The organism is Lentzea terrae (assembly GCF_003265345.1).
GTDB classification, from domain to species: Bacteria; Actinomycetota; Actinomycetes; order Mycobacteriales; family Pseudonocardiaceae; genus Lentzea; species Lentzea terrae.
The window spans coordinates 220754-247229 of sequence record NZ_QFWW01000037.1; the positions used below are offsets into that span (position 1 = coordinate 220754).

Genomic DNA, 26476 nt, shown 5'->3' on the forward strand with positions numbered 1-26476 from the left:
AGGGGTCACCGCCGCCGCACCAAACGGTTGATCTTGTCGATGGCCGGCTTCATCTCGGGTACCCGGAACGCCGCCAAAAGGCCGAACGCGAGCGGCAGACCGACCAACGTCACCACGATGACCTCGAGCCAGGCGGCCAGTTGCGGGTCCGACAACCCGATCGCGCTCTGGACCAGCCAGTTCACCGCCTTGGCCGCCGCGAACGCCAGCGAGGACGCGACCACGGTGAGACAGACCGTCCAGATGGTGAAGCCGGTGCGCAGCCGACCGAGCCGGATCCGCAGCCAGACCTGACCGACGATCGCGCCGAACACGAAGCTCAGCGACATCGCGAGCGAGACACCGACGGCGAGCTGCTCCGGCTCCGACACCGCGAGGAACAGGTACAGCAACGCGACGCGAACCGCCACGATCAGCGCCTGGATCAACGTCGGCGTGCGGGCGTCCTTCATCGCGTAGAAGACGCGCAGCTGCAGCAGCGTGACGGCGTACGGCACGAGGCCGAACGCCGAGAGCGAGAGCGCGAGACCGATCCGGGTACCGGACTCCACTCCCGCCTCGCCGAACGCGAAGGCGGCGAGACCGATGGCCACGCCGGAGACCGTCATCAGCGCGCTGAACGGCATCAGCAGGATCGTCGACATGCGGTTGCCGAACAGCAGGTCGCGGACGATCTGGTCGTTGTCGCCGTGCGCGGCCGCCCGGCTCATCTTCGGCATCAGTGCGGTGAGCAGCGAGACCCCGAGCACGCCGTACGGCACCTGGGCGATCAGCCACTGGTAGTTGAACGCCACCAGCGCGGTGTCCGAGTGCGTGGCGACGTTCGTGAGGAGCATCATGCTGACGAAGCCGAGTGCGACGTAGAGCAGCACCCAGAACGCCAGGCCTCCGAACTCCGACAACCGCGAGTCCCAGCCGAAGCGCCACTTGAACCGGAAACCGGTCTTCCTGAGCGCGGGGAACAGCACCATCGCCTGCACGGCCACACCGAGCGCCGTGCCGAGGCCGAGCACCAGGATGTGGACGTCGGTCATCCGGACGGGGTTGAGCGTGATCTCACCGGGCAGCATCGCGTAGACGCCCAGCACCACGATCACCACGACGTTGTTGAGCACAGGGGCCCAGGTGGGCACGCCGAACACGTGCCGGGCGTTCAGCACAGCGCTGAGCAGCGCGGTCAGGCCGTAGAAGACGATGCCCGGCAGCACGAGGTACGCGAACGCCGTGACCAGTTCCGGGTTGGCTTGGTCGGAGTCCGCGATGAAGGCGTCGGTCAGCAGCGGCGCGCACGCCACGGCCAGGACCGTGCCGACACCGAGGATCACCGTGCCCATGCTGATCAGCCACTGGGCGTACGACTCACCGCCGTCGCCGTCCTCCTTCTCGGCGCGGACCAGCAGCGGGATCGCCACGCTGGTCAGGATGCCGCCGAGGAGCAGCTCGTTGATCATCGTGGGCAGCGTGGTGGCGGCCTGGTACGAGGTGTTCAGGAGCTCGCCGCCGATGACCGCGATCAGCAACACCTTGGAGAGCAGGCCGGTGACGCGGCTGACGATGGTCGCGATGGCCATCGAGCCGCTGGCCCTGGCTACCGAAGGGCCCTGCTGCTGGGGCGTTTCTGGTTCGGTGGTCGTGGCTGTCTCGCTCACGCGCTCGACTTCTCCGGTGTGACGTTCTCGATGGACGGTGCGTCGCCGCCGTTCTCGCCGTTGCGAGCACGGACCCGCTTGTAGATGCGTCGTCCGGAGAGCAGGACGAGCGCGATCCCGGCGATCACGGTGACGATCACCGTGATGGTGCCGTACGCGGACGAAGACACCTCCAGCTTGACAGTGTCACCGAGAGCGACGCCCTCGGGAGTGGTCAGCCGGACGTTGACCGGGAACCTGCCGGACCGCAGCACCTCGACCGGCACCCGCACGACCCGCTCGCCGCGGGCGGGAAGCACCTGGTCAGCGAGGTCGAGCTTGCGGATGCCCGGGGTGTCGGCCAGCACGATCCGCACGGTGACGCGGACGTCGAGCTTGTTCGTGATCGTGACCGGGATGGGGCTGTCGCCGGAGCCGAGCAGGATCGGGCTCGCGGGCTGGGTGACGCCGACCATGCCGGTCAGCGAGTCGATCTCGCCCTGGCTGGTGAGCGCGGCGGACCGCGCCCCCTCCTCGTCCGACCGCCACGCGCCGGACATCGCGCGCAGCAAGCCGAGCCACAGCGGGCCGGCGAGGTCGCCGGGTGCGGCGTGCTCGGTGTCCTCCTGCTGCATGGCCGCGACCAGGCCGGCGAGCTCGGCGCTCTGCCTGGTCACCGAGTCGGAGATGGTGGCGGAGATCTCCCGTGCGCCGGCCTCCGGCGGGTAGGCGATCTTGGCGGTCGTCACCGACGGCACGGCCTTGGTCAGCTCCTCCAGACCGGTCTGGGAGGCGTAACCACTGGCGAGCAGCTTCTGCGCGGCGCCCAGGAACTCGGTCATCTCCGAGAGCGGCGCGTTCCACCGGCGCGGCGGCGTGACCAGCACGTTCCGGCCGTCACCCTGCCAGCCGGCGCGGAACACCAGCACGGACAGCGCGTTCTGCACGGACACCGGCTGGTTCTCGACCGGCGTCGTGACCCCGGAGAGCGTGCGCGTCCGGGAGCCACTGCCCTGCAGCGCGTCCGACACCATCGAGTCGATCTTCACCGCGGTCACCGGGTGCTGGCCGGCGATGCCGACCGGACCGGTGCCCGGCGCGTCGGACAGACCCGTCGGGTCGAGCAGGACCGACTTCATGCCCTGGTACTTCTGCTCGGGCTGCGGGGTGACGAGCTCGTCGAACGTCGGCTGGTCGAGCACGCCGTCCTCCGGCCAGACGAAGTCCGGCAACGGCTGCACGCCGAGGATCTGCTGGATGAGCTTCGGGCCGTCGGTCAGCGCGAGCGAGCGCATGTTGCCGAGCTTCGCCCTGTTCAGCGCCACGAGGTCGGCGTCGGCGTACGGCAGCGCGACCACGCAGCGGCCCGTGACGGCGAGCTTCAGGCGGTCGAGCCACAACTTCGCCTCGGCCTGGCCCTTGCCCTCGGCGCCACCGCGGACCTTGTAGCCCGTGCTCATCGCCTGGACCGTGCGCAGCAGATCGGGGTCGATGGCGGCGCACATGGAGGTGCTCATGGACGAGATGGCCTGCTCGTAGGCCTGCAGCAGGCCGTACAGGCGTCCGGTGGCCGAGAGCGACGCCACGAGGTCGTCGTCGACCAGCTCGGACTGGCCCTCGCCGCCGGCCCTGACCAGGCGCGGCCGGTCCGCGATGGGCCACAGGACGGTGAGCTTGGCAGGAGCACCCGGCTTGCCCTTGGTCTCGCCGCCGGGCACGCCCAGCACGGGCAGCAGCGTCGAGAGGGCCGCGAGCCGCGCCTGGCCGCCGTAGTCCGGCCGGCCGTTGATGTTGGCGAGGACCGGGTAGATGCCGGGCTGTTCGATCGCGAGCGAGGTGGGCGCTTTGCCGCGCAACGGCACCTCGAGCGTGAAGTCCTTCTGCTGGCCGGACTCCAGCTCGTCCGCGACCTTGGTGAAGTTCGGCTGGATGAACTCGGCGGCCGCCGGTTCCCGCAACGCCTTGCGCAGGTCGTCCTCGGTGTCGAGCGGCTGGCCGCGTTCCAGGCGCAGCACGATGTCGGACACCTTGCGGTCACCGACGTTCACGATCTTGCCGGTGATCTTGACTGTCCCCGGCGAGTCGCTCGTCACGAACCGGGGCGTGAGCTGGTCGATGTCGAGCCGCAGGAACTGCTGCTGTTGCTGGCCTGGCTGGGCGGAGAGAGATCTGGTCGCCCACACCTGGGTGGCGGGCGGCATGAACGGCAGCGCCGCGTCGTTCTCCGGTTGGACCTGCTCAACGGCGCCCGCGGGCGGCGTGACGGCCAGCAGGAACGCGGCAGCAGCTGCTGTGCAGACGAGCTTCCTCACGCTCACGCCGACTCCGCCCCGTTCCGGCAGCGGTCGGCGAGCAGTTCGGCTGCTCGGCGGACCAGACGGCGCTCATCGGCATACGCGAGTCGCTCGTCCAGCTCGCCGAGTGGCACCCACGCCACCTCGGTGACCTCCACGTCTTCGTCGGAAAGCTCTCCCCCCAGCGCTTCGAGGAGGAAGTGGTGAACCGTCTTGTGCACCCGGCGGTCGTCTGCGACGAACCAGTAGTCGATCGACCCCAACGGACGCAGCACCCTGCTATGAATACCGGTCTCCTCGGCGACCTCGCGCACCGCGGTCTGTTCCGCGGTCTCGCCGGCCTCGATGTGACCTTTCGGCAAAGACCACAGCAACCGGCCGCGCCGGTCAAGTCTGCCGATCACCGCAGCCCGTTGCTCACCGTCGAGCACCAGGCCACCCGCGGACGTCTCGTCGACGGTCTTCAGCCTCCTGCCCCGCCGCCTCTTCCGGCGCCCCGGCTTGGGGCCTCCTCCGGATCGTGCGGCTGACGCGGGCATACGGCCGATCGTACTTACGAACCTTAAGTACGCTGGTTTCTCGTGTCTCGATCGCTCCAGCAGAATGCGGTGGTGGAACAACCCACCGTCACTCCAGTCGTCGCCGAGCTCGCCGCCCGGTTCGCCGCCGAGGGCAAGCGCCTCTACCTCGTCGGTGGCAGTGTGCGCGACGCCGTGCTGGAACGCCCGACGAACGACTTCGACTTCACCACGGACGCGCGACCTGCGGAGATCCAGAAGCTGCTGACCGGCTGGGCCGACGCCCAGTGGGACACCGGCATCGCGTTCGGCACGGTGGGTGCCTCGAAGAAGGGCGAGATCCTCGAGATCACGACCTTCCGCGCGGACGTCTACGACGGCGTCACCCGCAACCCCGAGGTGACCTTCGGCGACACCATCGACGGCGACCTGGTCCGCCGCGACTTCACGGTCAACGCCATGGCGTTCGACGTCGCGGCCCGCGAGTTCGTGGACCCGACCGGAGGCCTGCAGGCGGCCCGCGACGGTGTGCTGGACACGCCGGCGACCCCGCAGGAGTCGTTCGGCGACGACCCGTTGCGGATGCTGCGCGCGGCCAGGTTCGTCTCCCAGCTGGGCTTCACCGCCGCGCCGCGGGTGATCGAGGCGATGCGGTCGATGGCAGGCGAAATCGCCCGCATCACGCCGGAGCGCGTGCAGGTCGAGCTCTCGAAGCTCCTGTGCGGCACGCACCCGCGCCGCGGCATCGAGCTCATGGTCGAGACCGGGCTGGCCGACATCGTGTTGCCAGAGCTCACGGCCATGAAGCTGGAAATCGACGAGCACCATCAACACAAGGACGTCTTCCACCACTCGCTGGTTGTGCTGGAACAGGCAATTGATCTTGAAGAAGTTGATCAATCACCCGATCTGGTGTTGCGGATCGCGGCACTCCTGCACGACATCGGCAAGCCGGCGACCAGGAAGTTCGAGCCGGGCGGCGGCGTCTCGTTCCACCACCACGAGGTCGTGGGCGCGAAGATGGTCCGCAAGCGCTTGCGGGCGTTGCGGTACTCGAAGGAGATCACCGAGGACGTCGCCAAGCTCGTCTACCTGCACTTGAGGTTCCACGGCTACGGCAACGGCGAGTGGACCGACTCGGCCGTGCGCCGGTACGTGACGGACGCGGGCGACCTGCTGACGCGGTTGCACAAGCTCGTTCGCGCCGACTGCACGACCCGCAACAAGCGCAAGGCGAACCTGCTCAAGCGGACCTACGACTCTCTCGAGGAACGCATCGCGCGCATCGCGGCCGAAGAGGACCTCGCGCGCGTGCGGCCGGACCTCGACGGCAACGAGATCATGAAGCTGCTCGGGTTGCCGCCGGGTCCGCAGGTGGGCGCGGCCTGGAAGTTCCTCAAGGAGCTGCGGCTCGACCGGGGACCACTGGACCGCGACGAAGCCGAGGCGGCGTTGCTCGACTGGGCGCGCGAACAGGGCATCACTCCGCCAAATGCGTGACGCATAGTGAGCGCATGAAATCCCCGCGTTAGCGAACTGACAGCGCCACACTGCACCATGGGTAGTGCTCATGGGGGTGATGCAGATGTTCACTTGGGGACTTTCCGCAGGTCCGGCGGTGCACGACCTGCAAGTGCTGACCGGCGACCAACGAGCGGTGCTGCGCTGTCTCGCGCGTGGTCACGCCGACCACGAGATCGCGCGCGTGCTCGACATCGGGCAGCGGCGGGTGGCGGACGAGGTGGCCGAGATCCTGCGGCGCCTGGATCTACCCGATCGGGTGGCCGCCGTCGTCTTCGCGCACGAGGCCGGGATGCTGCACCTGCCGTTTCCGCGCTAGCAGCAGCAGGTACGCGCCCAGTCCGACCAGGTAGAGGCAGGCGGCGGTGAGGATGAGGGCGGGCGAACGTCCGTCCAGGGGGACCACCGTCGCCGTGATGGACACCGCGGTGACCTGCGCGATGTTGAAGAGGGTGTCGTAGAGGGCGAAGACCCTGCCGCGCACCTCGTCGCCGACGTCGTGCTGCACCGCGGTGTCCACGCACAGCTTGACGACCTGACCGGCGAAGATGATCACGAAGCTGGCCGCGAGGATCGTCACCAGCGTCATCGGCAGCCCGAGCCCGATCTGGGCGGCGGCCGTGAGCAGCAACGAGCCGCAGATCGTCTTCTTGACGCCGAACCTGTCCACGATCCGGTCGGTGAGCACGCCGGCGAGCAGGATGCCCGCGCCGCCGGCCACGGCGACCTCGCCGAGCCCGCCGATGCCCGCCTTCAGGAAGCCGACGTCCTCCAGGCTGTAGCGCATCAGCAGCAGCGTGACCATGAGGCCGATGCCGAACGCGGCCCGGTGCGCGAGCAGTGCGGCCAGCCCGGCCGCGACGTTGGGCGTGTGCCAGGTGGCCTTCGCGCCGTCCACCAGACCTCGTGCGACGGCCTTGAACGCGTTGGGCGGCTCGTCGACCTCGTCCGGGCCCAGAATCCCGGCCTTGAACCTGCTGGCGATGAACGCGCTGGTCAGCATGCCCACCACGGCGATGCTGGTGGTCCACCCCGACCCGCCGTCACCAGCGCCGAGGAACGTGCGGAACCCGATCGCACACGCCGCGCCGATCACCGCGGTGATCGCACCCGCGGTCGTGGCCAGCGCGTTCGCCTCGACCAGGTGGTCCTCGTCGACGACGTGCGGAAGGGACGCACTCAGTCCGGAACCTATGAACCGGCCGATGCCCATGACGACGAGGGCGGAGACGTAGAGCGGCAACCCGCTCAGCCCTGCCCCGACGGCAAGTGCGGTGAACAGCACGAACGCCGCGCGGAAGACGTTCGCGACGATGATGACCTTCTTGCGGTCCCACCGGTCGAGCAGCGCGCCCGCGAACGGTCCGACGAGCGAGTACGGCAGCAGGAGCACGGCGAACCCGGCCGCGATGGCCGCGGGATCGGCCTGCCGCTCGGGGTTGAAGAGCACCGCGCCGGCGAGCCCGGCCTGGAAGAGACCGTCACCCCACTGCGAGGCGAGCCGGGTGGCGAGGAGCCTGCGGTATGCGGGGATGCCGAGGAACCGGCGTGATCCCCAGTGGTGCTTCTCCACCGCAAGCGTTGTCACCGTTGCACTCTATGCGTGTTCGGGTGAAAACCACGAAAGCCGGACCTCTCGGTCCGGCTCCCCTGGATCGGATGCCAGGTCGCCTCACGGCGCGGTGCACTACGCGGCTCCAGCCGTACGGTATTCCGCGAAGGCGGTTGTCTGTTGAGCCCGGGGGACACAAAGACATCCGACACCTGAGTCTAACGGGGCGCGGCCCTGAGTTGTTCCGGCGATCACGGATGATTTCATGGTGACGTGCGTCCCGATGCCGAGGTCGAGCCAGGCTCCCTGTTGGTTGCCGCCCCGAGCCTGAACGACCCGAACTTCAAGCGCACCGTCGTCTACATCATCGACCAACGTCCAGAGGGGACTCTCGGCGTAGTCCTGAACCGCCCCTCCGAGGTGGCGGTGCACGACGTGCTGCCGCCGTGGGGCCCGCACGTGACGAAGCCGCAGTGCATCTACATCGGCGGTCCGGTCGAGCAGAAGACGGCGCTGTGCCTGGCGGCTCTGAAGGCGGGCACCGATCCGTCCACCGTGGAGGGTCTGGTCGGTGTGCAGGGGCCGGTCGCGCTGATCGACCTCGACGCCGAACCGGACGACCTGATGCCGCTGGTGCGCGGCCTGCGGGTGTTCGCGGGGTACGCCGGCTGGGGCGAGGGCCAGCTCGCCGGCGAGATCGAGCGCGGTGACTGGATCGTCGTGACCGGACTGGCCGACGACGTGCTCGTCGGCGCGAACGTCGATCTGTGGGGACGGGTGCTGCGCCGGCAGGGCATGCCGCTGGCGCTGCTGTCGACCTACCCGACCGACGTCCGGCTCAACTGATTCACGTGAAACGTCTGGTTACAGACCGGCGAGCGGCGAGCAACCGCCACCACCGCAGGCGCAGCCGCCGCAGCCCTTGGGCTTGACCGGCTCCGGCACCAGCGCCGCCGCCCGGCTGCCCACGATCCCGCCGGCGAAGGCGATCGCGAGTGCGCCCACCAGTCCGATGATCCCAGCGGTGACGGCCAGGTCGGCCATGACGAACGCCATCGCGCCCGAGACGATCGCGACGACACCGGCCGCGACGTTCGGCACCCCGGCGACGCGGTTGGCCAGCGCGAACGTCTCCTCGTCGCGCAGTGCCGCCGCCGTGCGCACGCCGACGAAGCGGTTGCGCCGCAGCTTGCCCTGCAGACCCAGCAGACCGACGGCGCCGAGAGCGACGCCGAGCACACCCAGGACGACCGACAGCACGATGTTCACCCCATGAGGGTAGGTGCCAGCTGCAGTTCACCGAGCGGTCACCCCGGTCAGGTGTGCTGTGCGCCATGCTCAGACGACTCCTGCTCGTCCCAGTGCTGCTCGGTCTGTGCGCGACTCCCGCACAGGCACACAACCCCGAAGTCCGGTTCCTCGCCGCACACGTCGTGCCGAAAGGCCTGGTCGTGGGCGGTACGACGGTCGGTGGCATCTCCGGCCTCGACTACGACCAGCGCTCGAAGAAGTGGGTCCTGATCAGCGACGACCGCGTGGCGCCCCGGTTCTACGAGGGCAAGCTCTCACGCACGGGCGTCGAGTTCACCGACGTGCACTCTCTCGTCGGTCCCAACGGCCCGTACCCGCCGGGCACGGTCGACCCGGAGGACATCCGGGTGGATCGCTGGACCGGTGACCTGCTGTGGAGCCAGGAGGGCGACCGCACGCCCACCACGCTCATCGACCCATCGGTGCAGTTCAGCCGCACGGACGGCACGTTCAAGCGCGGGCTGCCCACACCGGAAGACCTCAAGATGAAGCCGGACAGCGGGCCCCGGCAGAACCAGGCGCTGGAGGGCCTCACGTTCGCGCTCGGCGGCAGCCTCGTCGTCACCGCGGTGGAAGGCCCGCTGTTGCAGGACGGCCCGCCGGCCACCACGACCACGGGCGCGGTCTCCCGAGTCGTCGTTCAGACGCGCGCGGGCCAGGTCGTCGCCCAGTACCGCTATCAGCAGGAACCGCTGCACGCTCCCGACGCGAGCACGGGCGTCACGGCGATCGTGGAGAAGGCGCCCGGTGTCTACCTCGTGCTGGAGCGGTCGTTCAGCCCGACAGTCGGCCAGAAGGTCCGGTTGTTCGAGTACCGCCCGTTGCAGAACCGGAAGCGCCTGCTCGCCGACATCGGTCAGTTCGTGAGGCCGGACAACCTCGAAGGCATGGCCTGGGGCCCGGACGGCACGTTGTGGCTGGTCTCGGACGACAACTTCAACGCGGCCCAGGTCACCCAGTTCATCGCGCTTGCGGTGCGCTGATACCGTTGACGACATGAGCACGGCCCGCCTGCTCCTTATCTAGCCGCGCAGACCTGATCGCAAGACGGTCGGCGCGGCAGCCCCCATGCCCTCTCTGGGCTGGGGGTTTCGTCATGTCAGGGGCAGGAACAGACGTGAGAGGGACGTTGAGATGAGCACGGACGCGGCGGAGATCCCCGCCTACCGCTACACCGCCGAGCTGGCGAACCAGATCGAGCAGCGGTGGCAGCAGTACTGGGAGGACCACGGCACCTACCACGCGCCGAACCCCGTGGGGGCGCTCAAGGGTGACGTGCCCGCGGACAAGCTGTTCGTGCAGGACATGTTCCCGTACCCGAGCGGCGCCGGCCTGCACGTCGGCCACCCGCTGGGCTTCATCGGCACGGACGTGTTCGCGCGCTACCACCGCATGAACGGCCGCAACGTCCTGCACACCATGGGCTTCGACGCGTTCGGCCTGCCCGCCGAGCAGTACGCCGTGCAGACGGGCCAGCACCCGCGCAAGACCACCGAAGACAACATCAACACGTACCTGCGCCAGATCCGCAGGCTGGGGCTGGGCCACGACGAGCGCCGGCGCATCTCGACGATCGACCCCGAGTACTACAAGTGGACCCAGTGGATCTTCTTGCAGATCTTCAACTCCTGGTACGACGAGGACTTGAAGAAGGCCCGCCCGATCGCCGAGTTGATCTCGCAGTTCGAGTCTGGCGAGCGGGACGTACCGGACGGTGGCAAGTGGTCTGAGCTGTCTTTTGCCGACCAGCAAAGGATCTTGGGCGAATTCCGCCTGGCCTACTTGTCGGAGGCGCCCGTCAACTGGTGTCCCGGACTGGGTACTGTGCTGGCGAACGAAGAGGTCACCGCGGACGGTCGCAGTGAGCGTGGCAACTTCCCGGTGTTCAGGAAAAACCTGCGCCAGTGGATGATGCGCATCACCGCGTACTCGGACCGGCTGATCGACGACTTGGACCGGCTGGACTGGCCGGACAAGGTCAAGGCCATGCAGCGCAACTGGATCGGGCGCTCGCACGGTGCCCGAGTCCGATTCGCGGTGGGAGACGAGAACATTGAGGTCTTCACGACCCGTCCGGACACGTTGTTCGGCGCGACCTACATGGTCCTGGCACCGGAACACGAGTTGGTGGACGCGATTGCGACGCCCGATCGCGTGGCAGACATCGCCGCGTACCGGCGCGCGGCGTCCCTGAAGTCCGAACTGGACCGTCAGGAGAACAAGGAGAAGACCGGCGTCTTCATCGGGGCGTACGCCACGAACCCGGTGAACGGCCAGCAGATCCCGGTCTACATCGCCGACTACGTGCTGATGGGCTACGGCACCGGCGCGATCATGGCGGTGCCCGGCCAGGACCAGCGCGACTGGGACTTCGCCAAGAAGTTCGACCTGCCGATCATCCGCACGGTCCAGCCCTCTGAGGGCTTCGAGGGCGAGGCGTTCACGGGTGAGGGCCCGGCGATCAACTCCGGGTTCCTGGACGGAATGCTGATCGACGACGCCAAGAAGACGATCATCGGGTGGCTGGAGGAGAACGGCCACGGCCACGGCACCGTCCAGTTCAAGCTGCGCGACTGGCTGTTCAGCCGCCAGCGCTACTGGGGCGAGCCGTTCCCGGTCGTCTACGACGAGGCCGGCACCGCCATCGCGCTGCCGGAATCGATGCTGCCGATCGAACTGCCGGACGTCGACGACTACTCGCCGCGCACCTTCGACCCGGAGGACGCGAACACCGAGCCGTCGCCGCCGCTGTCGCGCGCCACTGAGTGGACGACGATCGAGCTGGACCTGGGCGACGGTGTTCGCACGTACCGCCGCGACACGAACACCATGCCCAACTGGGCGGGTTCGTGCTGGTACCAGCTGCGCTACGTCGACCCGGTCGAGAGCGAGCGGTTCGTCAACCCGGAGAACGAGAAGTACTGGCTGGGCCCGCGCACGGCCGAGCACGGCCCGACCGACCCCGGCGGCGTCGACCTGTACATCGGTGGCGTCGAACACGCGGTGCTGCACCTGCTGTACTCGCGCTTCTGGCAGAAGGTCCTGTTCGACCTGGGCCACCTGACCGGCGACGAGCCGTACCGCCGCCTGTTCAACCAGGGCTACATCCAGGCGTACGCGTACGTCGACCCGCGCGGCGTCTACGTGCCGGCCGACGAGGTCGTCGAGGAAGACGGCAGGTACTTCTACAACGGCGAAGAAGTCCGTCGTGAGTACGGAAAGATGGGCAAGAGCCTGAAGAACGTCGTCACGCCCGACGAGATGTGCGAGCGATACGGCGCCGACACCTTCCGGTTCTACGAGATGTCCATGGGCCCGATGGACGTCTCCCGCCCGTGGGCGACCAAGGACGTCGTTGGCGCGCAACGGTTCCTGCAGCGTCTGTGGCGCAACCTGGTGAACGAGACCGACGGCTCGCTGCGCGTTACGGACGAAGCCCCCTCGGTCGAAGCGCTGCGCCTGCTGCACAAGACCATCGCCGGCGTCCACGACGACTACGCGAACCTGCGCTACAACACGGCGGGCGCGAAGCTGATCGAGCTGAACAACTTCGTCACCAAGCACTACGCCTCCGGCACGCCCCGAGCGCTGGCCGAGCCCCTGGTGCTGATGCTGGCCCCGCAGGCCCCGCACGTGGCCGAGGAGCTGTGGGCGAAGCTGGGCCGCACCGACTCGCTGGCGCACGGGCCGTTCCCGGTCGCCGACGAGCAGTACCTGGTCGAGGACACGGTCGAGTACCCGATCCAGGTCAACGGCAAGGTTCGCTCGCGGGTCGTGGTCTCGGCCTCTGCTTCGCAGGACGAGATCAAGGCCGCGGCGCTGGCCGAGGAGAAGATCGCCGAACTGGTCGCGGGCGGCGAACCGCGCAAGGTGATCGTGGTGCCGGGCCGTTTGGTGAACGTCGTTCTGTAGCAACGAGAAGAGCCGGCGCGGCTACGGCTGCGCCGGCTCTGCCTCGGGCCACGACTCGGGCGCCGGGCCGAACGCGCGCCGCGCGGCACGGACTGCCAGGGTGGCGACGGTGGCGTTGGCAGCGCCCCCGATCAGGGCACCGATGCCGAACGGGACTGCCCGGCCGAGCACGATGATTCCCTGCTTGGTGCCGTACTTGGTGATGAAGTTCTTGCCCAGGACTTTGTTGATCTGCTTCAGCGTTGCCGTGGGCACTGCGCTGACGAACTGGCGGGCCCAGTGCTTGGCCCGTGCACTCGGCGACCTTGCCGATGCTCTTGGAGCCGGACTCTCCGAGTGCGCGTTGACGCTGGCCTTGATCGCGAGTTGTCCACAGGCTTCAGGCGTTTCGACCTGCGGTTATCCGGATCCGAGTAGCCTGTGGACAAGGGCGGAACCAAATCGGGGGTTCGCGCGTTGCGTCACAAGGAAAAGGCGCGGGGGTGGCGAGCGCCGACCGCGGTCAGCCGGATCGACCTGTGCGGCCCCGGCTGCGATGCTGAAGGCCGCGCTCACCCACAGCACCTACCAGGTCGTCGGCCCGGAGTCGGCGAGCGGTGCCCGATCCGGCCCAGATCGGGGCGAGGATTTCGGTCCGGCGGCGATCCTGGCTCGCCCGCCGAGGCCGAGGCCATTGCGGAGCTGCGGAGCCGACCCGCCACGTACGTTCCGCGCGTACGTGCGCGACAACGCGTGCGCGACAACGCGTGCGCGACAACGCGTGCGCGACAACGCGTGCGCGACAACGCGTGCGCGACAACGCGTGCGCGACAACGCGTGCGCGACAACGTCAGCTGACGTCGTCTTCCTGGAACCCGATGTCCGTCAGCATCTGGTCGAGCATGCTGTCGAACATCGGCTCCGGGTTGCTCACCGCGAACGGGAACCTCCCGAACACCTCCAAAGCCACGTGCCCGTACAGCCGCACCCACGACTGCACCACGTGGTAGATCTTCCCCAAGTTCAGGACGTCGTCCTCGACCGTGACCCCGTGCACCGACACCGCGTCGATCAGGACCTGTTGGAACCTGACCAGGTCCTCGTGCAGCACCTCGGGCACCTCGTCGTCCGCGTGTTTGGCCACCAGGTTCGAGGCGATCAGCCGACCGGCCAGCTGCAGGAACACCGAGCCGAACTGGTCCGCGCCCAGCGGGTCCCGTGGCGAGGCGAAGACCAGGGCGAACTCCTGCGGGTGGGCCAGCGCCCAGCGGCGGAAGCGTCGACACACCGCGCGCACCTGGCACCCGACCTGGCCTGACGTGTCCTCGGCGAGAGCGTCGTAGAGCTCGGTCGCCATGTCCGCGCAGATGTCGTCGCAGAGTTGGCGCAGTAGCGCGTCGTGGGAGTCGTAGTAGCGGTAGAGCGCGGGTGCGGTGATGCCCAGTTCGCGGGCGATCGCACGCAGGGTTACTGCGTCGCGGCCGCGTTCCACCAAAAGGGCGCGGGCCGCCTGCCGAATCTCACGCTCGGTCTCCGCGCGGAGTCGTTCTCGGCGAGTGGCCTCGGTCATATGTCACTCCATCGGGTTGTAGACCCCGTCCACGGCCCCGTACGGTTTTTGGTGAACGGTGTTTACAAGAGTTCACGGGATTCACAGCACGGTAACCCAGGAGGCCGTCGTCGATGTTCGCGAAGTGGGGATCTATCGCATATCGCCGCCGGTGGGTGGTGTTGATCGCGACCGTACTGCTCGCCGTCGTCGGCGGCGTGTGGGGACTGGGCGTGTTCGACAAGCTCAGCCAGGGTGGTTACGAGGCTCCTTCCAGCGAGGCGGCGCGGGCCGACAAGGTAGCCGAGGAGGCGTTCGGGCGGCAGAACGGTGACGTGATCGTCATTTACCGCGGCGATTTCGCCAACCCGCTCGAGCTCAAGAAGGTCGCCGACCACGTCAGCGGCTTCCCCAAGGACGACGTGCTCAAGGTCAACGGGCCGGTGCCGTCCGACGACAAGCAGCAGGCCCTGGTCGCCATCACGTTGACCAGCGGTGACTCGAACGAGCAGATCAAGCAGTTCGAGGACATAAGCAAGCAGCTCGCCATCGACGGGCTGACTCAGCAGGTCGGTGGGCTCGTGCCCACCCAGAAGGCCATCAACGACATGTCGCAGGACGACCTGACGCGGGCCGAGATGTTCTCGTTGCCGCTGGTCCTGCTGCTGCTCGTGATCATCTTCGGTGGTCTGGTCGCCGCCTCACTCCCCGTCGTCGTCGGTGGGCTCGCGATCATGGGTGCGCTCGGCGTGCTGCACGGCGTCGCGATCTTCACCGAGGTCAACTCGTTCGCGGTCAACGTCGCGTCGCTGCTCGGCCTGGGCATGGCGATCGACTACGGCCTGTTCATGGTCGGCCGGTTCCGCGAGGAGCTCGCGGCAGGGCGCACCACCGAGCAGGCCGTCGGCCGAACAGTCGCGTCAGCAGGCCGCACGGTCATGTTCAGTGCAACGCTGCTGGTCATCGCGCTGGCCGGCCTGCTGCTCTTCCCGCACGGCTTCCTGAAGTCCCTCGCGTACGGCGGCATGTCGTCGGTCGCGATCGCGGCACTGGTCTCGTTGACGCTGCTGCCCGCGTTGCTCGGCGTGCTCGGGCACCGGGTCGACAAGCTCGCCATGCCGTGGCGCAAGAAGGCGCCGAGCGAGCGCGGCTGGCGCAGCCTGAGCGGCAAGGTCATGAAGCGGCCGTTGCTGTTCGCCGTCCCGCTGATCGCGGTGCTCGCCGCACTCGGAGCGCCGTTCCTCAACGTCCAGTTCGGCCAGGTCACCGAGAAGGTCCTGCCGGAGGGCAACGCCGTGCGCGTCGCCACCGAGAACATCAACCAGAACTTCAGTGCGCTCTCCAACACCGGTCTGAAGATCGTCATCAAGGGTGGCGACCAGCAAAAAGTCCAGGAGTACCTGGACAAGGTCAAGGACATCAAGGGCATCGGCGACGTCCGGCCGATGGGCGCGGACAAGGGCGTCACCGCCGCGGCCGCAGGACTCGAAAACGACGCGCTGAGCGACGAATCGAAGCAGGCGCTCAAGGACGTCCGCGCACTGCAAGCACCAACCGGCGCTGAAGTGCTGGTCGGCGGCAACACGGCCATCGTCACCGACTCGCTCGACGCCATCGCGGACGGACTGCCTTTGATGGTCGCGCTGCTCGTCGGCGCGACGCTGATCCTGATGTTCCTGGCGTTCGGCTCGGTCGTGCTGCCGATCAAGGCCGTGATCATGAGCGCGCTGTCGCTGTCCGCCACGTTCGGCGTGCTGGTGTGGATCTTCCAGGAGGGGCACGGCGCCGACCTGCTCGGAGTCACGCCGGGGCCGCTCGAGTCCGGCATCGTCGTGCTGATGGCGGCCATCGTGTTCGGTCTGTCGACGGACTACGAGGTCTTCCTGCTCAGCAGGATGGTCGAGGCCCGCAGCCAGGGCGCGACCACCGAGGAAGCGGTGAGCACCGGCCTGGCCAAGACCGGCCGGGTGATCACCTCGGCGGCTCTGTTGCTGATCGTGGTGACCGGCGCGTTCGCGTTCTCGCAGGTGGCGATGATGCGGTTCGTCGGTGTCGGCATGATCCTCGCGCTGGCGCTCGACGCGACCGTGGTCCGGATGCTGCTCGTGCCGGCCGTGCTCAAACTGCTCGGCAACGCCGCGTGGTGGTCACCCGGTCCGCTCAAGCGGATCCAGGAACGCCTCGCGCTTCACGACGAGCCGGTCGACGACGACTTCGACGACCAGGTGCGCGAGCCGGTCGCGGTCGGCTGACCCGGAGGGAAGGCGATGATGGCCGCGTCGAACTGGCGCGGCCTCGTCTCCCTCAGGTCGACCGACTTCATCCGGAACGTGGCCAGCACCGCGTTCGAACTGTCGAGCACCGTGGTCGTCGGGCCGGTGGCGAGGAAGACACGAGGGTCACCCGGCGCGATGGCGACGCTCGGCGAGTCGATGGGCAGGCGTTCGCGCAACGTCATGGTCGCCGCGTCGATCACCGCGACCGAACTCTCCTTCGGCAGCGCCAGGTAGACGGTGGAGCCGTCCGGCGTGACGGCGACGCTGCCCGCTCCCCTGCCCACGCTCAGCGAACCGACGACCTGGTTCGTGGTCGTGTCGATCACCGACAGCGTGCCCGGCGTCTGCTCGCCCAGCCGCATGCTGCTCACGTAGAGGCGCTTGCCGTCCGGTGAGATCGCCAGGTGCTGTGGCAGTCCGCCGACCTGCACCGTCGACGTCTGGAACGCGGTCGCCGTGTCGACCAGGCCGACCGTGCCGTCCTGGGCGTTGGCCACGTAGAGGATCTGGTTGTTCGGGTGGACGGCGAGACCCTGCGGCTGACCGGCGACTTTGACCGCCGCGACCAGCCGGAAGTGCTCGGGGTCCACGACCGCCACGCCACCGCTGGCCGAGACGTACAAGCGCTTGCCGTCCGGGCGCATCGCGGCCTGCGAGAGCTGGACCTGGGTGAAGATCCGGTCGATCACCGCGCCGGTGTTCGGGTCGACCTCCGTGATCGACCCGGTCCACCCGTTGACGACGTAGACGCGTTGCCCGTCCGGCGACACGGCGACACCCGTCGCGCGCCCCGCTGTGTCAGCGTGCGCGAGCACCGTGCCGGTTCTGGTGTCGACGACCTGGACGAGCCCGGTCTTGCCGACCACGTACGCACGCGGGGCTGCCGCTGTGGAAGTGGTCGTGAAGTCGTGCCGTTGCTCGACACCCATCGCCGCGATGGCCGCTGAGAGCGCTAGAACCGCGGCCACGAGCCGTGGCTTTGCCATACGCCCGATGGGACCACTTCCGGGTGCTTTCGATCTACTTCCGTCACCCGGTCGAGCGAAATCTTTGCCTTGTCGTAGTACTAGTCGGGGGTCTTCGCGCTCGCGACCAACTTGGCGTATCGGGTGCCTGCGGTGAGCAGGACCAGACCGGCACCGAGGAACGCCAGCACGCGCGCCACACCGTCCAATGCGGACAGGTCGAACAGCACCAGCTTGATCACCGCTGCGCCGACCAGGATCAGCCCGGAGATCCGCAACGCCTTGTTGTTGATCCCCTTGACCAGCAGGAACAACGCGGCGACCGTCCACGACACGGTGACCACCGAGTGTCCGAAGAGGAATCCGCTCTCGTCCGGCGACACCAGCAGCGCCGCGCACAGCACCGCACCCGCCGCGCCGTAGAGCAACACGAGCCCGGAAACAATCCACGGGAACGGGTGCCTGGCGGGCTCACGCAGCACCTGCATCTTCAGCGCGGCCCACGGCGCGGTGGCCGCGAAGACACCCAGCACGAGTGCCGTGACCAGGCCCGCCGCGTAGTCACCCGAGTCGATGCCGAGGTAGCGCGGTTCGTCCAGCAGCCACGTGATCGGCACGGCCTGCCCGACCGTCATCAGGAACCCGACGACACCGAACACGATCGACCCGACGAGCGCGCTCTTCTTGTTGAGCCGGGCCGCGAGGAACGCCAGCAGCACCGCCTCGGCCAGCACGATCGCCGTGCGAATGTCGCCGTCGAGCGCGATCACGGTCGTCTGGAACAACGCGAGCATGCCCGTCGCACCCGCCGCCGTCGTGAACGAACGCGGCAGGTCCGGGACCATCCAGATCGACAGCAGCACCGCGGCGACCGCACCCGCGAGCACGGAGTTGACCGGGTCGTCGAGGAGCGTGGTCGCGAACAACGAGGGCAGCGCCGAACCCGCCGCCAGCGCCACCGCGACGACGTCGTCCGGCCGCTTCCAGATGGTCAGCAGCGCGACCACGATGCCCACGACGGTCGTGGCGGCGGCGACTCCGACGACGGTCCACTCGTAGTCCCGAGGGATGGCGTTCGCGGTGGTGAGCAGCGAGGCGATGATCGGCGGGAAGCCGCCGGCGATCGCGAGACCCGGCCAGTTGCGCTGGATCTGGACCGGCGTGCTGGCCATCTTCAGCACCAGCAGGAAGCCGACCAGCAGCACCGTGAAGCCGTCGGTCAAGATCGGCGAGCAGATGGCACACGCTGCGACGACGCCGACCGCGAGCGTTTGCGAGTCCCACCGCAGCGCGAGCACGACACCGGCCGCCGCGACGCCGAGTCCGACGACCAGACCCACGCCGGGAGGCAGGTACTCGTAGAGGCTCGTGGCGGCGATGACGTCGAGGTAGAGGCCCGCGAAACCGGTGGCCGCCAACGCGAACGCCCCGGTGCGCCCGGCCGGGTTGCGGTGCAGCCACATGCCGATGCCGACCAGCGCGCCGCTGAACACCGCGCCGCCGATCACGCGCGGCATGGGCCCGAGCCACCCACGCTGGATGGCGAGGATCAGCAGCAGCACGAAGCCGAGCACGGTGATCGCGCCACCGACCCAGGCCAACAGCTTCGAGCCGGCGCCGTCCTTGCCGAGCTTCTCGAACAACGTCTCGCGCGGTGGCGGCGGTTGCGGCGCGGGCCACTGCGGAGGCGGAGGTTGCGGCCACTGCTGCTGGGGCGGAACCGGACCCTGGTTCGCCCAGGGACTCGGCGGAGGCGCAGGTACCGCGACAGGAGGTGCCACCACAGGTGGCGGAGCGACCGCGACCGAAGCCGAGCGCTCCCGCATCTCCGAGCTGATCGTCACCAGCCGCTGCCCGATGGCGGCGAGCTCCAGCGCGAGGCGCTGCTCGTACCCGAGGCGATCCTGTCCGTCCATGTGATCAGGGTGAGGCAGAGCACGTCTGGTGACATCCGTACACCTACTCATCCGGCTTGACTAGATCCATGTGTAATCGATTAACTACGCCCTCGTGACGACCATGAAGGACGTCGCGCAGCACGCAGGCGTCTCCACGGCCACCGTGTCGCGCGTGCTCAACGGCCATGCCGCGCCGACGCCGGAGACCCGCGAACGCGTGCTCGCCGCGATCGAGGAGCTCGGCTACCGGCCCAACGCCCTGGCGCGATCCCTCAGGACCACCAGCACCCAGACCCTCGGTCTGGTCATCAGCGACCTGCTGAACCCGTTCTTCGCCGAGATCGCCAGAGCGGTCGAGGACGAAGCCCGGTCACACGGCTACTGCGTCGTGATCGGGAACGCCGACGAGAGCGCCGAGCAGGAAGCGACGTACGTGCGCACCCTGCTCGACCGCCGGGTGGACGGCCTCCTGCTGTGCCCCGCGACCGACGACCCGAGTCTGGTTCGCGAAGTGAGCGCAGGTGGCGTTCCGCTCGTCCTGCTCGACCGGACGGTCAGGGGCGCCACATGCCCCGTCGTCCGCGCCGACGGCAGCGAGGCATTGACCGCGCTCGCCCGGCGGCTCGTCGGCGCCGGCCACACCCGCATCGGAGTGATCGCGGGCCCGCCGAACACCTCCACTGGAAGAGAACGAACCGACGTGCTCACCGCCGCGCTCGGTGGCGTCGCGCAGGTCGTGCACGGCGACTTCCGCCAGGAGAGCGGCAGCCAGGCCGCCGCCAAGCTGATCGACGACGGCGCCACCGCGCTGGTCGTCATGGACAACCTGATGGGCCTCGGCGCGTTGGGCGAGATCAGGGCCCGCGGCCTGCAGATCCCGCACGACATCGCGCTCGCCGTGTTCGACGACCAGCCGTGGTTCCCGCTGCTCGACCCGCCGATCACGGTGATCGCGCAGCCGACCGTGGAGATGGGCCGCGCGGCCGCCCGCAGCCTGCTCGCCCTGATCAACGGCCAGCAGCCGGACGACGTCCGCCTCACCGCGAAGCTCGTGCTGCGCGGCTCGTGCGGGGAGGCCGAGCTGTGAAAACCCTGATCACCGCCCGTGGCATCACCAAGCAGTTCGGCACCACCAAGGCGTTGGACGGTGTCGACCTCGACATCAACGCGGGCGAGGTGCACGTCCTGCTCGGCGAGAACGGCGCGGGCAAGTCCACGCTGGTCAAGGTCCTCGCGGGCATCCACAGCCCCGACGCGGGCACGATCGAGGGCAACGCCAGCCTCGCGGTCATCCACCAGGAACTGGCGCTGGTCCCGGAACTGTCGGTCGCGGAGAACCTGTTCCTCAACCGGCTCCCGCGCAAGTTCGGTTTCGTCGACCGCGCCGAGATGCGCCGCCGGGCACCCGAACTGCTCGACCGCGTCGGCCTCGACGTCGACCCGAACGCCAAGGTCAAGGACCTCGGCATCGCCCAGCAGCAGATGATCGAGATCGCTCGCGCGCTCGACAAGAACGCCGGCGTGCTGATCCTCGACGAGCCGACCGCGGTGCTCACCGACACCGAGACCGACCGGCTGCTGCAGATCATGGCTCAGCTGCGCAAGAACGGTGTCGGGCTCGTCTTCATCACCCACCACCTGGACGAGATCCAGCGCATCGCCGACCGCATCACCGTCCTGCGCGACGGGCGGTCAGTCGGCGTCCTCGGACCGCGCGCCACCACCCAGCACATGATCGAGCTGATGGTCGGCCGTTCGATCGAAGAGCAGTACCCGCGCGCAAGGCAGCGGCCGGGTGAACCGCTCCTGCGCCTCTCGAACTTCACCAGACGAGGCGTCTTCCGCGACATCAACATCGAGGTCCACGCGGGTGAGGTCGTCGGCATCGCGGGACTTGTCGGCGCCGGACGCACCGAGGTCGCACGGGCCGCGTTCGGTGTGGACGACTACGACTACGGCACCGTCGAGGTCGACGGGAAGCCGTTGCGCCGCAACGACGTCCAGGCCGCGATCAAGGCGGGCCTCGGCCTGGTCCCGGAAGACCGCAAGGGCCAGGGCCTCGTGCTGACCGCCACCGTCGGCCAGAACCTCGAACTGGTGACGCTCGCGAACCGCGACCAGAAGCGCCTGCACGACATCGCGGGCAAGCTCCGGATCAAGGGCCGCGTCGAGCAGCCGGTGAAGGAGCTGTCGGGCGGCAACCAGCAGAAGGTCGTCATCGGCAAGTGGCTGCTGGCCGACCCGAAGGTGCTGATCCTCGACGAGCCCACGCGCGGCGTCGACGTCGGCGCCAAGGTCGAGATCTACGAGCTCATCAACCGCATGACCGCGCAGGGCCGGGCAGTGCTGCTCGTGTCCAGCGATCTGCCCGAGGTGATCGGGATGAGCGACCGCGTCGTCGTGATGGCGCACGGCCGCGTGGCCGGTGAGCTGCCCAAGGGCGCGACCCAAGACCAGGTGATGGCACTCGCCGTGCAGGAGATTTCGGCATGAGCACGATCAGCATCCGCAGGTACGCGAGCGAGAACGGCGCGCTGGCAGGCCTTCTGCTGCTCGCGGTGGTCATCGCGGTCATGCAGCCGGCGTTCCTCAACGCGCAGAACCTGCTCAACGTCGGCGTGCAGGCCGCGGTCATCGCGATCATGGCGTTCGGCATGACGTTCGTCGTCGTCGCGGGCGGCATCGACCTGTCCGTGGGCAGCATCGCCGCGTTGGCCGCCATGGTCGGCGCACTCACCGCCGGTCCACTAGGCCTCGTCGTCGGTGCGTTGTGCGGACTCGTGAACGGCGCGTTGGTCAGCTACGGCAAGCTGCCGCCGTTCATCGCGACGCTGGCCATGCTGAGCGTCGCACGCGGTCTCACGCTGGTGTTCTCCGAAGGTCAGCCGCACGAGACTGACGCCGTGGTGACGTTCCTCGGCTCGAACCTCACGCCGAGCTTGCCGTTGCCACTGCTGCTGATGCTGGCGTTCTTCGGCATCACCGGCCTGATCCTCACCCGCACCAACCTCGGCCGCCGCATGTACGCGATCGGCGGCAACGAGGAAGCAGCCAAGCTCAGCGGCATCGACGTCCGGAAGCAGAAGCTCTGGATCTACGCGCTGAGCGGCCTGTTCGCCGCCGCCGCGGGCCTCGTGCTCGCGGGACGGCTGGGGTCCGCCGGTCCGCAGGCAGCGGTCGGCTACGAGCTCGACGCAATCGCCGCGGTCGTCATCGGCGGTGCGTCGTTGTCCGGTGGCGTTGGCCGCGCCACCGGGACGTTGGTCGGCGCACTTGTGCTCGCCGTCCTGCGCAACGGCCTCAACCTGCTGCAAGTGCCGCCGTTCTGGCAGCAGGTCGTCATCGGCGCGGTGATCGCTCTTGCCGCGTTGCTCGACTCACTTCGCCGTCGCTGATATCCCGCAACAGGTAAGGAAGACACCAATGAAGGTGACCCGACGGATCGCGCTGACGCTCGGTGCCGCTGCGCTGCTGGCGACCGGGTGCAGCGGAACAGGGGCGTCCGGAGGCCAAATCACCATCGGGCTGGCTGTGTCCACTTTGAACAACCCGTTCTTCGTGGAACTGCAGCAGGGCGCGCAGGAGATGGCGAACCAGCTCGGCGCCAAGCTGACCGTGGTCGACGCGCAGAACGACGCGACGAACCAGGTCAACCAGGTGCAGACGCTGGTGACCCAGGGCGTCAAGGCCATCATCCTGAACCCGGTCGACTCCAAGCAGGCCGCGCCGGCCGCCAAGGCAGCGGAGATGGCGAACATCCCGCTGATCTCGGTCGACCGCGCGGTCGAGGGCGGCAAGGTCGCCGCCGAGGTCGCCTCGAACAACGTGTCGGGCGGCAGCCTCGCGGCCATCGAGCTCGGCCGCGCCACGTCCGGCGAGGTCGCGCACCTCAAGGGCATCTCCGGCGCGTCGGCCTCCCGTGACCGCGGCCAGGGCTTCGAGCAGGGCCTGAACAGCGGCAACATCAAGGTCGTCGCCACCGCCGTCGCGGACTTCGACCGCGCCAAGGCCCTCAACGAGACCACGAACCTGTTGCAGGGTCACCCCAGCCTCAAGGGCATCTTCGCCGAGAACGACGAGATGGCGCTCGGCGCGATCAAGGCGCTCGGCGCCCGTGCCGGCAAGGACGTCATGGTCGTCGGCTTCGACGGCACGCCGGACGGCCTTAAGGCCATCCAGGACGGCACGCTCGCCGCCACCATCGCGCAGCAGCCGAAGCTGCTCGGCTCCAAGGCCGTCGAGCAGGCGGTCAAGGCTGCCAAGGGCGAAGCCGTCCAGCAGGTCGTGGACGTCGAGGTGAAGGTCATCACGAAGCAGAACGTGGCAGAGTTCACCAAGTGACGAAACCTCTGCTTGTCCTCGGGTCCGCCAACGCCGACCTCGTGGTCGAGGTCGGCAGGCGGCCCGCCGGCGGTGAGACCGTGCTCGGCGGTGACACCGTCGTGCTGCCCGGCGGCAAGGGCGCGAACACCGCCGTTGCCGCCGCACGCGTCGGTGCTTCCGTTTCGCTCATCGGTGCCGTTGGTGGCGACGGGTACGGCTCGCTGCTTCGCGAGTCGCTGGAATCTTCCGGCGTGGACACCGCGCTCGTGAAGACTTCTAAACGCCCGACCGGAATCGCGTACATCACCGTGACTCCGGACGGCGAGAACTCCATCGTGGTGTCGCCCGGCGCCAACGCGGACGTCTCGAAGTCCGATGTGGACGCTCTGTCGTTCGCCGGTGCGAGCGTGCTGACGTGCTCGCTGGAAGTGCCGTTGGAGACGGTGATCCACGCGATCGACGCCGCTTCCCGTGCAGGTGTCCGGCCGGTGTTGAACCTGTCGCCGGTGGCCGAGCTGCCCGCGGAGACGCTGCGGCAGCTGAACGTCCTGATCGTGAACGAGCACGAGGCCGCGCAACTCGTCGGCTCCGACTGGCGTGATCTGCTGAAGCTCGGCCCGATGTCGGCGATCGTCACGCTCGGCTCGCGCGGCGCGGCCGTGGTGGCGCAGGCCGGCGTGGTCGAGGTGCCGTCGATCGAGGTCGACGAGGTCGTCGACACGACCGGCGCCGGTGACGCGTTCGCCGGTGCGCTGTCCGCGCGGCTGGCCGAGGGCGACAACATCGTCCAGGCCGCGAAGTACGCCGTGCAGGTCGCCGCGCTGTCCGTCACGAAGGCGGGAGCACAGCCCTCCTACCCGACCGCGGCCGAGGTCAGCGCGCTAGCGGCGGGATGACCTGCACCGGCTCACCCGGCCCGGTGAAGTCGAAGACGGCGAGCTCCTCCTGATTGCCCAGCTTGGCTTCCAACCTGCGGAGCTTGCCGTCGGGGTCGAGCCAGTAGCGCAGCCGGGCGTCCGCCGCGTCCTTCTGCTTCGGCCCCTCGAAGACGTCGACGGCCGTGTCGCCGATCCGGTCCGCACGCAGCCAGCGCGCCGAACTCTGCAGCAGCAGCTGGGCGTTCTCCGGCCGGTCCGCGCCGAGGTTCACCAGCAGCCGCAGCGCACCGTCGAGTTCGGAGCCGCGCTCCTGCAGGTCGCGGACCTGCCAGTCGGCCGACGGCGACGTCGCGAACGCCATCCGGCCGAGGTTCCACTGCAGGAGGCCCTTGGAGAACTCGTCGTCCCGGCCGTCCGTGCGCATGCCCGCGTGGCCGAGGTGGTTCACGAAGTCGACGCGGCCGTCCAGCACGAGCTTGCCGCCGGGTGACGGCACGGACGCGGTGAACGCGGAGACCCCGGTGGTGTAGTTGGAGAACCTGACCAGCGCCAGGCGTTCTGCCTCGGGGATCGAGAGCGGGCGTGGATCGTTCGAACCGCAGGCCGTCAGCACCAGCAGCAAAGCCAGCGCCCTCTTCACGACTGCACCGCCGCGCGGTCCTCGAACAGGTCCTCGGTCGGCACCGCGTACTTCTCGACGTTCGGCGCCTTGTCCGGCAACGGACCGTCGGGCATGTCCGGCTGCGTGGGCGGTGCCGCGACCTGGTTGAACGGGATTCCGCGTGGTGCCGCGGGTTTCGGCATCGGGGCGCCGACACCCTCGTAGCAGCGCTCGCGGTCGAAGCAGTTGTTCCTGCCGGGCGCGCGTTTCGTGGCCACGTACAGGACGTCCTGGCCGTTGCGGGTGAGCACGTTGCCGTCGAAGCGGTTGTCGATCGGTGGCAGGTCCTCGCTGGACCCGAGCGCGATGCCGGTGCCGGGGTTGCCGGTGATCAGGTTGCGGGACACCAGGTTCCGCGTGCCACCCGCGATGCCCATGCCGAGCCCGAACGCGCCGTCGGCCTGCGCGGGCGAGAGTGCCTCCGCGTTGTCGGAGACGAGGTTGCCGACGAACGTGGCGTCCTCCTGCGGGACGAACGCCTCCTGGTAGTCGGAGTTCGAGGTCATGCCGACGCGGTTGCTGCTGAACCTGTTGCCCAGCACGTACATCCGGCCGGACGCGTTCGTGCCCTCGTAGCCGACGGCGTTGTGCTCGGCGACGTTGCCGCGCACGACGATGTCGCACGGCTTGCACTGGCCGACGTAGAAACCGGAGTCCGCGCTGCCGCTCGCGTAGCTCTGCTCGATCACGCCGTGCTGGGCGTCGAACGCGTAGATGCCGTACAGCGCGTTGTTGCTGGCCGTCACGTACGAGACGCGGAAGCCCTGCAGCGGCGGGAACTTCTGGGTGTCGAGCTTGGTGTAGCCGTTGCTGCCGCGGCCCATCCCGCCGTTTTCACTCAATCCGGTGACCAGCACGCCGTTCAGCGTGTGGTTGCGGACGGTCAGGTTCTGCACCGTCACGTCCGGGGCGGTCACCACGATCCCGTTGGCGCGCTTGACCTCGCCGTCGATGATCACGCTGCCGCGCTGGGTGCCCCTGATCGTCAGGCCCTTGGTCCTGACCTGCACGGACTCCTTGTAGACGCCGGGGGCGACGACGATGGTCGCGCCTTCCTGCGCCGCGTCCACCGCCGCCTGGATGGTGTTCAGCTGGGCCGGGACGTTGATCTCGGGACCGAGGTTCGGTTGCGCCGCCGACGAGCATCCGGCGACCAGGAGCAGTGCTGTGACTGTGTACGGAGCGCGCACAGCCGGTCACCGTAGTGCGCC

Annotated in this window: 22 protein-coding genes; 11 read left to right on the plus strand and 11 right to left on the minus strand. The window is 68.6% G+C overall.

The window, feature by feature from the left end:
* Window positions 1-5: 5 nt before the first annotated feature.
* From murJ to DI276_RS46285, 3 genes are read right to left on the minus strand one after another with little or no spacing between them, the layout of a single operon-like run.
* A complete protein-coding gene (murJ, locus tag DI276_RS46275; protein ID WP_232837380.1) occupies window positions 6-1649 on the minus strand; it encodes a murein biosynthesis integral membrane protein MurJ in 1644 nt (547 codons plus the stop codon).
* The gene (locus DI276_RS46280) at window positions 1646-3946 is read right to left on the minus strand and encodes a DUF6049 family protein (protein WP_157985372.1); all 2301 of its coding nucleotides are present in this window, start codon (window positions 3944-3946) and stop codon (window positions 1646-1648) included. Before DI276_RS46280 ends, murJ begins: the two co-directional genes overlap by 4 nt.
* On the minus strand, window positions 3943-4461 hold the full coding sequence (locus DI276_RS46285) for an NUDIX hydrolase (RefSeq protein ID WP_112276175.1): 519 nt from the start codon (window positions 4459-4461) through the stop codon (window positions 3943-3945). The genes DI276_RS46280 and DI276_RS46285 overlap by 4 nt, the downstream gene beginning before the upstream one ends.
* A gap of 42 nt (window positions 4462-4503) precedes the next feature.
* On the opposite strand from DI276_RS46285, the gene DI276_RS46290 reads away from it, so the two are divergent.
* Window positions 4504-5940, plus strand: coding sequence for a CCA tRNA nucleotidyltransferase (locus tag DI276_RS46290; RefSeq protein WP_112276177.1), 1437 nt, complete (start codon window positions 4504-4506; stop codon window positions 5938-5940).
* 85 nt (window positions 5941-6025) lie between these two features.
* Window positions 6026-6280 (plus strand): response regulator transcription factor, encoded by a 255-nt coding sequence (locus DI276_RS46295; RefSeq protein WP_157985373.1) that lies wholly within the window; start codon window positions 6026-6028, stop codon window positions 6278-6280.
* Here the strand turns inward: DI276_RS46295 and DI276_RS46300 are convergent.
* Complete coding sequence (locus DI276_RS46300) at window positions 6209-7549, minus strand: MFS transporter (RefSeq protein WP_232837381.1); 1341 nt, start codon at window positions 7547-7549, stop codon at window positions 6209-6211. The genes DI276_RS46295 and DI276_RS46300 overlap by 72 nt on opposite strands.
* 237 nt (window positions 7550-7786) lie before the next feature.
* On the opposite strand from DI276_RS46300, the gene DI276_RS46305 reads away from it, so the two are divergent.
* Window positions 7787-8359 carry a YqgE/AlgH family protein gene (locus tag DI276_RS46305; protein WP_112276183.1) on the plus strand — a complete coding sequence of 191 codons (573 nt, stop codon included), beginning with the start codon at window positions 7787-7789 and terminating at the stop codon, window positions 8357-8359.
* Between the two features lie 18 nt (window positions 8360-8377).
* Here the strand turns inward: DI276_RS46305 and DI276_RS46310 are convergent, their stop codons facing one another.
* Window positions 8378-8782 (minus strand): SdpI family protein, encoded by a 405-nt coding sequence (locus DI276_RS46310; protein WP_232837382.1) that lies wholly within the window; start codon window positions 8780-8782, stop codon window positions 8378-8380.
* 65 nt (window positions 8783-8847) lie between these two features.
* Between DI276_RS46310 and DI276_RS46315 the strand changes: the two genes are divergently transcribed.
* Window positions 8848-9807 (plus strand): esterase-like activity of phytase family protein, encoded by a 960-nt coding sequence (locus tag DI276_RS46315; RefSeq protein WP_112276185.1) that lies wholly within the window; start codon window positions 8848-8850, stop codon window positions 9805-9807.
* Between the two features lie 151 nt (window positions 9808-9958).
* A complete protein-coding gene (gene leuS / locus DI276_RS46320) occupies window positions 9959-12736 on the plus strand; it encodes a leucine--tRNA ligase (RefSeq protein WP_112276187.1) in 2778 nt (925 codons plus the stop codon).
* A 21-nt stretch (window positions 12737-12757) separates the two neighbouring features.
* Here leuS and DI276_RS46325 read toward each other — a convergent pair whose 3' ends face one another.
* Both DI276_RS46325 and DI276_RS46330 read right to left on the minus strand, forming a co-directional pair.
* A complete protein-coding gene (locus DI276_RS46325) occupies window positions 12758-12991 on the minus strand; it encodes a hypothetical protein (protein WP_112276189.1) in 234 nt (77 codons plus the stop codon).
* A gap of 574 nt (window positions 12992-13565) precedes the next feature.
* Entirely contained in the window at window positions 13566-14285 is a 720-nt protein-coding gene (locus DI276_RS46330; RefSeq protein WP_112276191.1) for a TetR/AcrR family transcriptional regulator, read from the minus strand.
* Window positions 14286-14398: 113 nt separating this feature from the next.
* Between DI276_RS46330 and DI276_RS46335 the strand changes: the two genes are divergently transcribed.
* A complete protein-coding gene (locus DI276_RS46335; RefSeq protein ID WP_112276193.1) occupies window positions 14399-16516 on the plus strand; it encodes an MMPL family transporter in 2118 nt (705 codons plus the stop codon).
* Here DI276_RS46335 and DI276_RS46340 read toward each other — a convergent pair.
* On the minus strand, window positions 16453-17526 hold the full coding sequence (locus DI276_RS46340; RefSeq protein WP_112276195.1) for a beta-propeller fold lactonase family protein: 1074 nt from the start codon (window positions 17524-17526) through the stop codon (window positions 16453-16455). The two genes, DI276_RS46335 and DI276_RS46340, sit on opposite strands and share 64 nt — an antisense overlap.
* Before the next feature lie 80 nt (window positions 17527-17606).
* A complete protein-coding gene (locus DI276_RS46345) occupies window positions 17607-19421 on the minus strand; it encodes a DUF2339 domain-containing protein (RefSeq protein WP_112276197.1) in 1815 nt (604 codons plus the stop codon).
* A 103-nt stretch (window positions 19422-19524) separates the two neighbouring features.
* Here DI276_RS46345 and DI276_RS46350 point away from each other — a divergent pair, with 103 nt between their 5' ends.
* Genes DI276_RS46350 through DI276_RS46370 form a run of 5 tightly spaced genes read left to right on the plus strand, consistent with a single transcriptional unit; the run spans window position 19525 to window position 24622 of the window.
* A complete protein-coding gene (locus DI276_RS46350) occupies window positions 19525-20490 on the plus strand; it encodes a LacI family DNA-binding transcriptional regulator (protein WP_232837397.1) in 966 nt (321 codons plus the stop codon).
* Window positions 20487-21896 carry a sugar ABC transporter ATP-binding protein gene (locus tag DI276_RS46355; RefSeq protein ID WP_198681318.1) on the plus strand — a complete coding sequence of 470 codons (1410 nt, stop codon included), beginning with the start codon at window positions 20487-20489 and terminating at the stop codon, window positions 21894-21896. Before DI276_RS46350 ends, DI276_RS46355 begins: the two co-directional genes overlap by 4 nt.
* Window positions 21893-22798 carry an ABC transporter permease gene (locus DI276_RS46360; RefSeq protein WP_112276203.1) on the plus strand — a complete coding sequence of 302 codons (906 nt, stop codon included), beginning with the start codon at window positions 21893-21895 and terminating at the stop codon, window positions 22796-22798. Before DI276_RS46355 ends, DI276_RS46360 begins: the two co-directional genes overlap by 4 nt.
* Window positions 22799-22826: 28 nt before the next feature.
* Window positions 22827-23744, plus strand: a complete 918-nt coding sequence (locus tag DI276_RS46365) for a substrate-binding domain-containing protein (RefSeq protein ID WP_112276205.1) — start codon at window positions 22827-22829, stop codon at window positions 23742-23744.
* Window positions 23741-24622, plus strand: coding sequence for a ribokinase (locus DI276_RS46370; protein ID WP_112276207.1), 882 nt, complete (start codon window positions 23741-23743; stop codon window positions 24620-24622). Before DI276_RS46365 ends, DI276_RS46370 begins: the two co-directional genes overlap by 4 nt.
* Here the strand turns inward: DI276_RS46370 and DI276_RS46375 are convergent.
* Complete coding sequence (locus tag DI276_RS46375; RefSeq protein ID WP_112276209.1) at window positions 24600-25244, minus strand: hypothetical protein; 645 nt, start codon at window positions 25242-25244, stop codon at window positions 24600-24602. The genes DI276_RS46370 and DI276_RS46375 overlap by 23 nt on opposite strands.
* The gene (locus DI276_RS46380) at window positions 25241-26455 is read right to left on the minus strand and encodes a right-handed parallel beta-helix repeat-containing protein (protein WP_112276211.1); all 1215 of its coding nucleotides are present in this window, start codon (window positions 26453-26455) and stop codon (window positions 25241-25243) included. Before DI276_RS46380 ends, DI276_RS46375 begins: the two co-directional genes overlap by 4 nt.
* Window positions 26456-26476: the final 21 nt, after the last annotated feature.

Excerpts from the sequence above, each read along its gene's own strand:
- DI276_RS46295 (WP_157985373.1), top strand. The coding sequence starts at position 6,026 with ATGTTCACTTGGGGACTTTCCGCAGGTCCGGCGGTGCACGACCTGCAA.
- DI276_RS46345 (WP_112276197.1), bottom strand. The coding sequence starts at position 19,421 with ATGGACGGACAGGATCGCCTCGGGTACGAGCAGCGCCTCGCGCTGGAG.
- DI276_RS46340 (WP_112276195.1), bottom strand. The coding sequence starts at position 17,526 with ATGGCAAAGCCACGGCTCGTGGCCGCGGTTCTAGCGCTCTCAGCGGCC.
- DI276_RS46350 (WP_232837397.1), top strand. The coding sequence starts at position 19,525 with ATGAAGGACGTCGCGCAGCACGCAGGCGTCTCCACGGCCACCGTGTCG.
- DI276_RS46360 (WP_112276203.1), top strand. The coding sequence starts at position 21,893 with ATGAGCACGATCAGCATCCGCAGGTACGCGAGCGAGAACGGCGCGCTG.
- DI276_RS46330 (WP_112276191.1), bottom strand. The coding sequence starts at position 14,285 with ATGACCGAGGCCACTCGCCGAGAACGACTCCGCGCGGAGACCGAGCGT.
- DI276_RS46315 (WP_112276185.1), top strand. The coding sequence starts at position 8,848 with ATGCTCAGACGACTCCTGCTCGTCCCAGTGCTGCTCGGTCTGTGCGCG.
- DI276_RS46285 (WP_112276175.1), bottom strand. The coding sequence starts at position 4,461 with ATGCCCGCGTCAGCCGCACGATCCGGAGGAGGCCCCAAGCCGGGGCGC.
- leuS (WP_112276187.1), top strand. The coding sequence starts at position 9,959 with ATGAGCACGGACGCGGCGGAGATCCCCGCCTACCGCTACACCGCCGAG.
- DI276_RS46335 (WP_112276193.1), top strand. The coding sequence starts at position 14,399 with ATGTTCGCGAAGTGGGGATCTATCGCATATCGCCGCCGGTGGGTGGTG.
- DI276_RS46365 (WP_112276205.1), top strand. The coding sequence starts at position 22,827 with ATGAAGGTGACCCGACGGATCGCGCTGACGCTCGGTGCCGCTGCGCTG.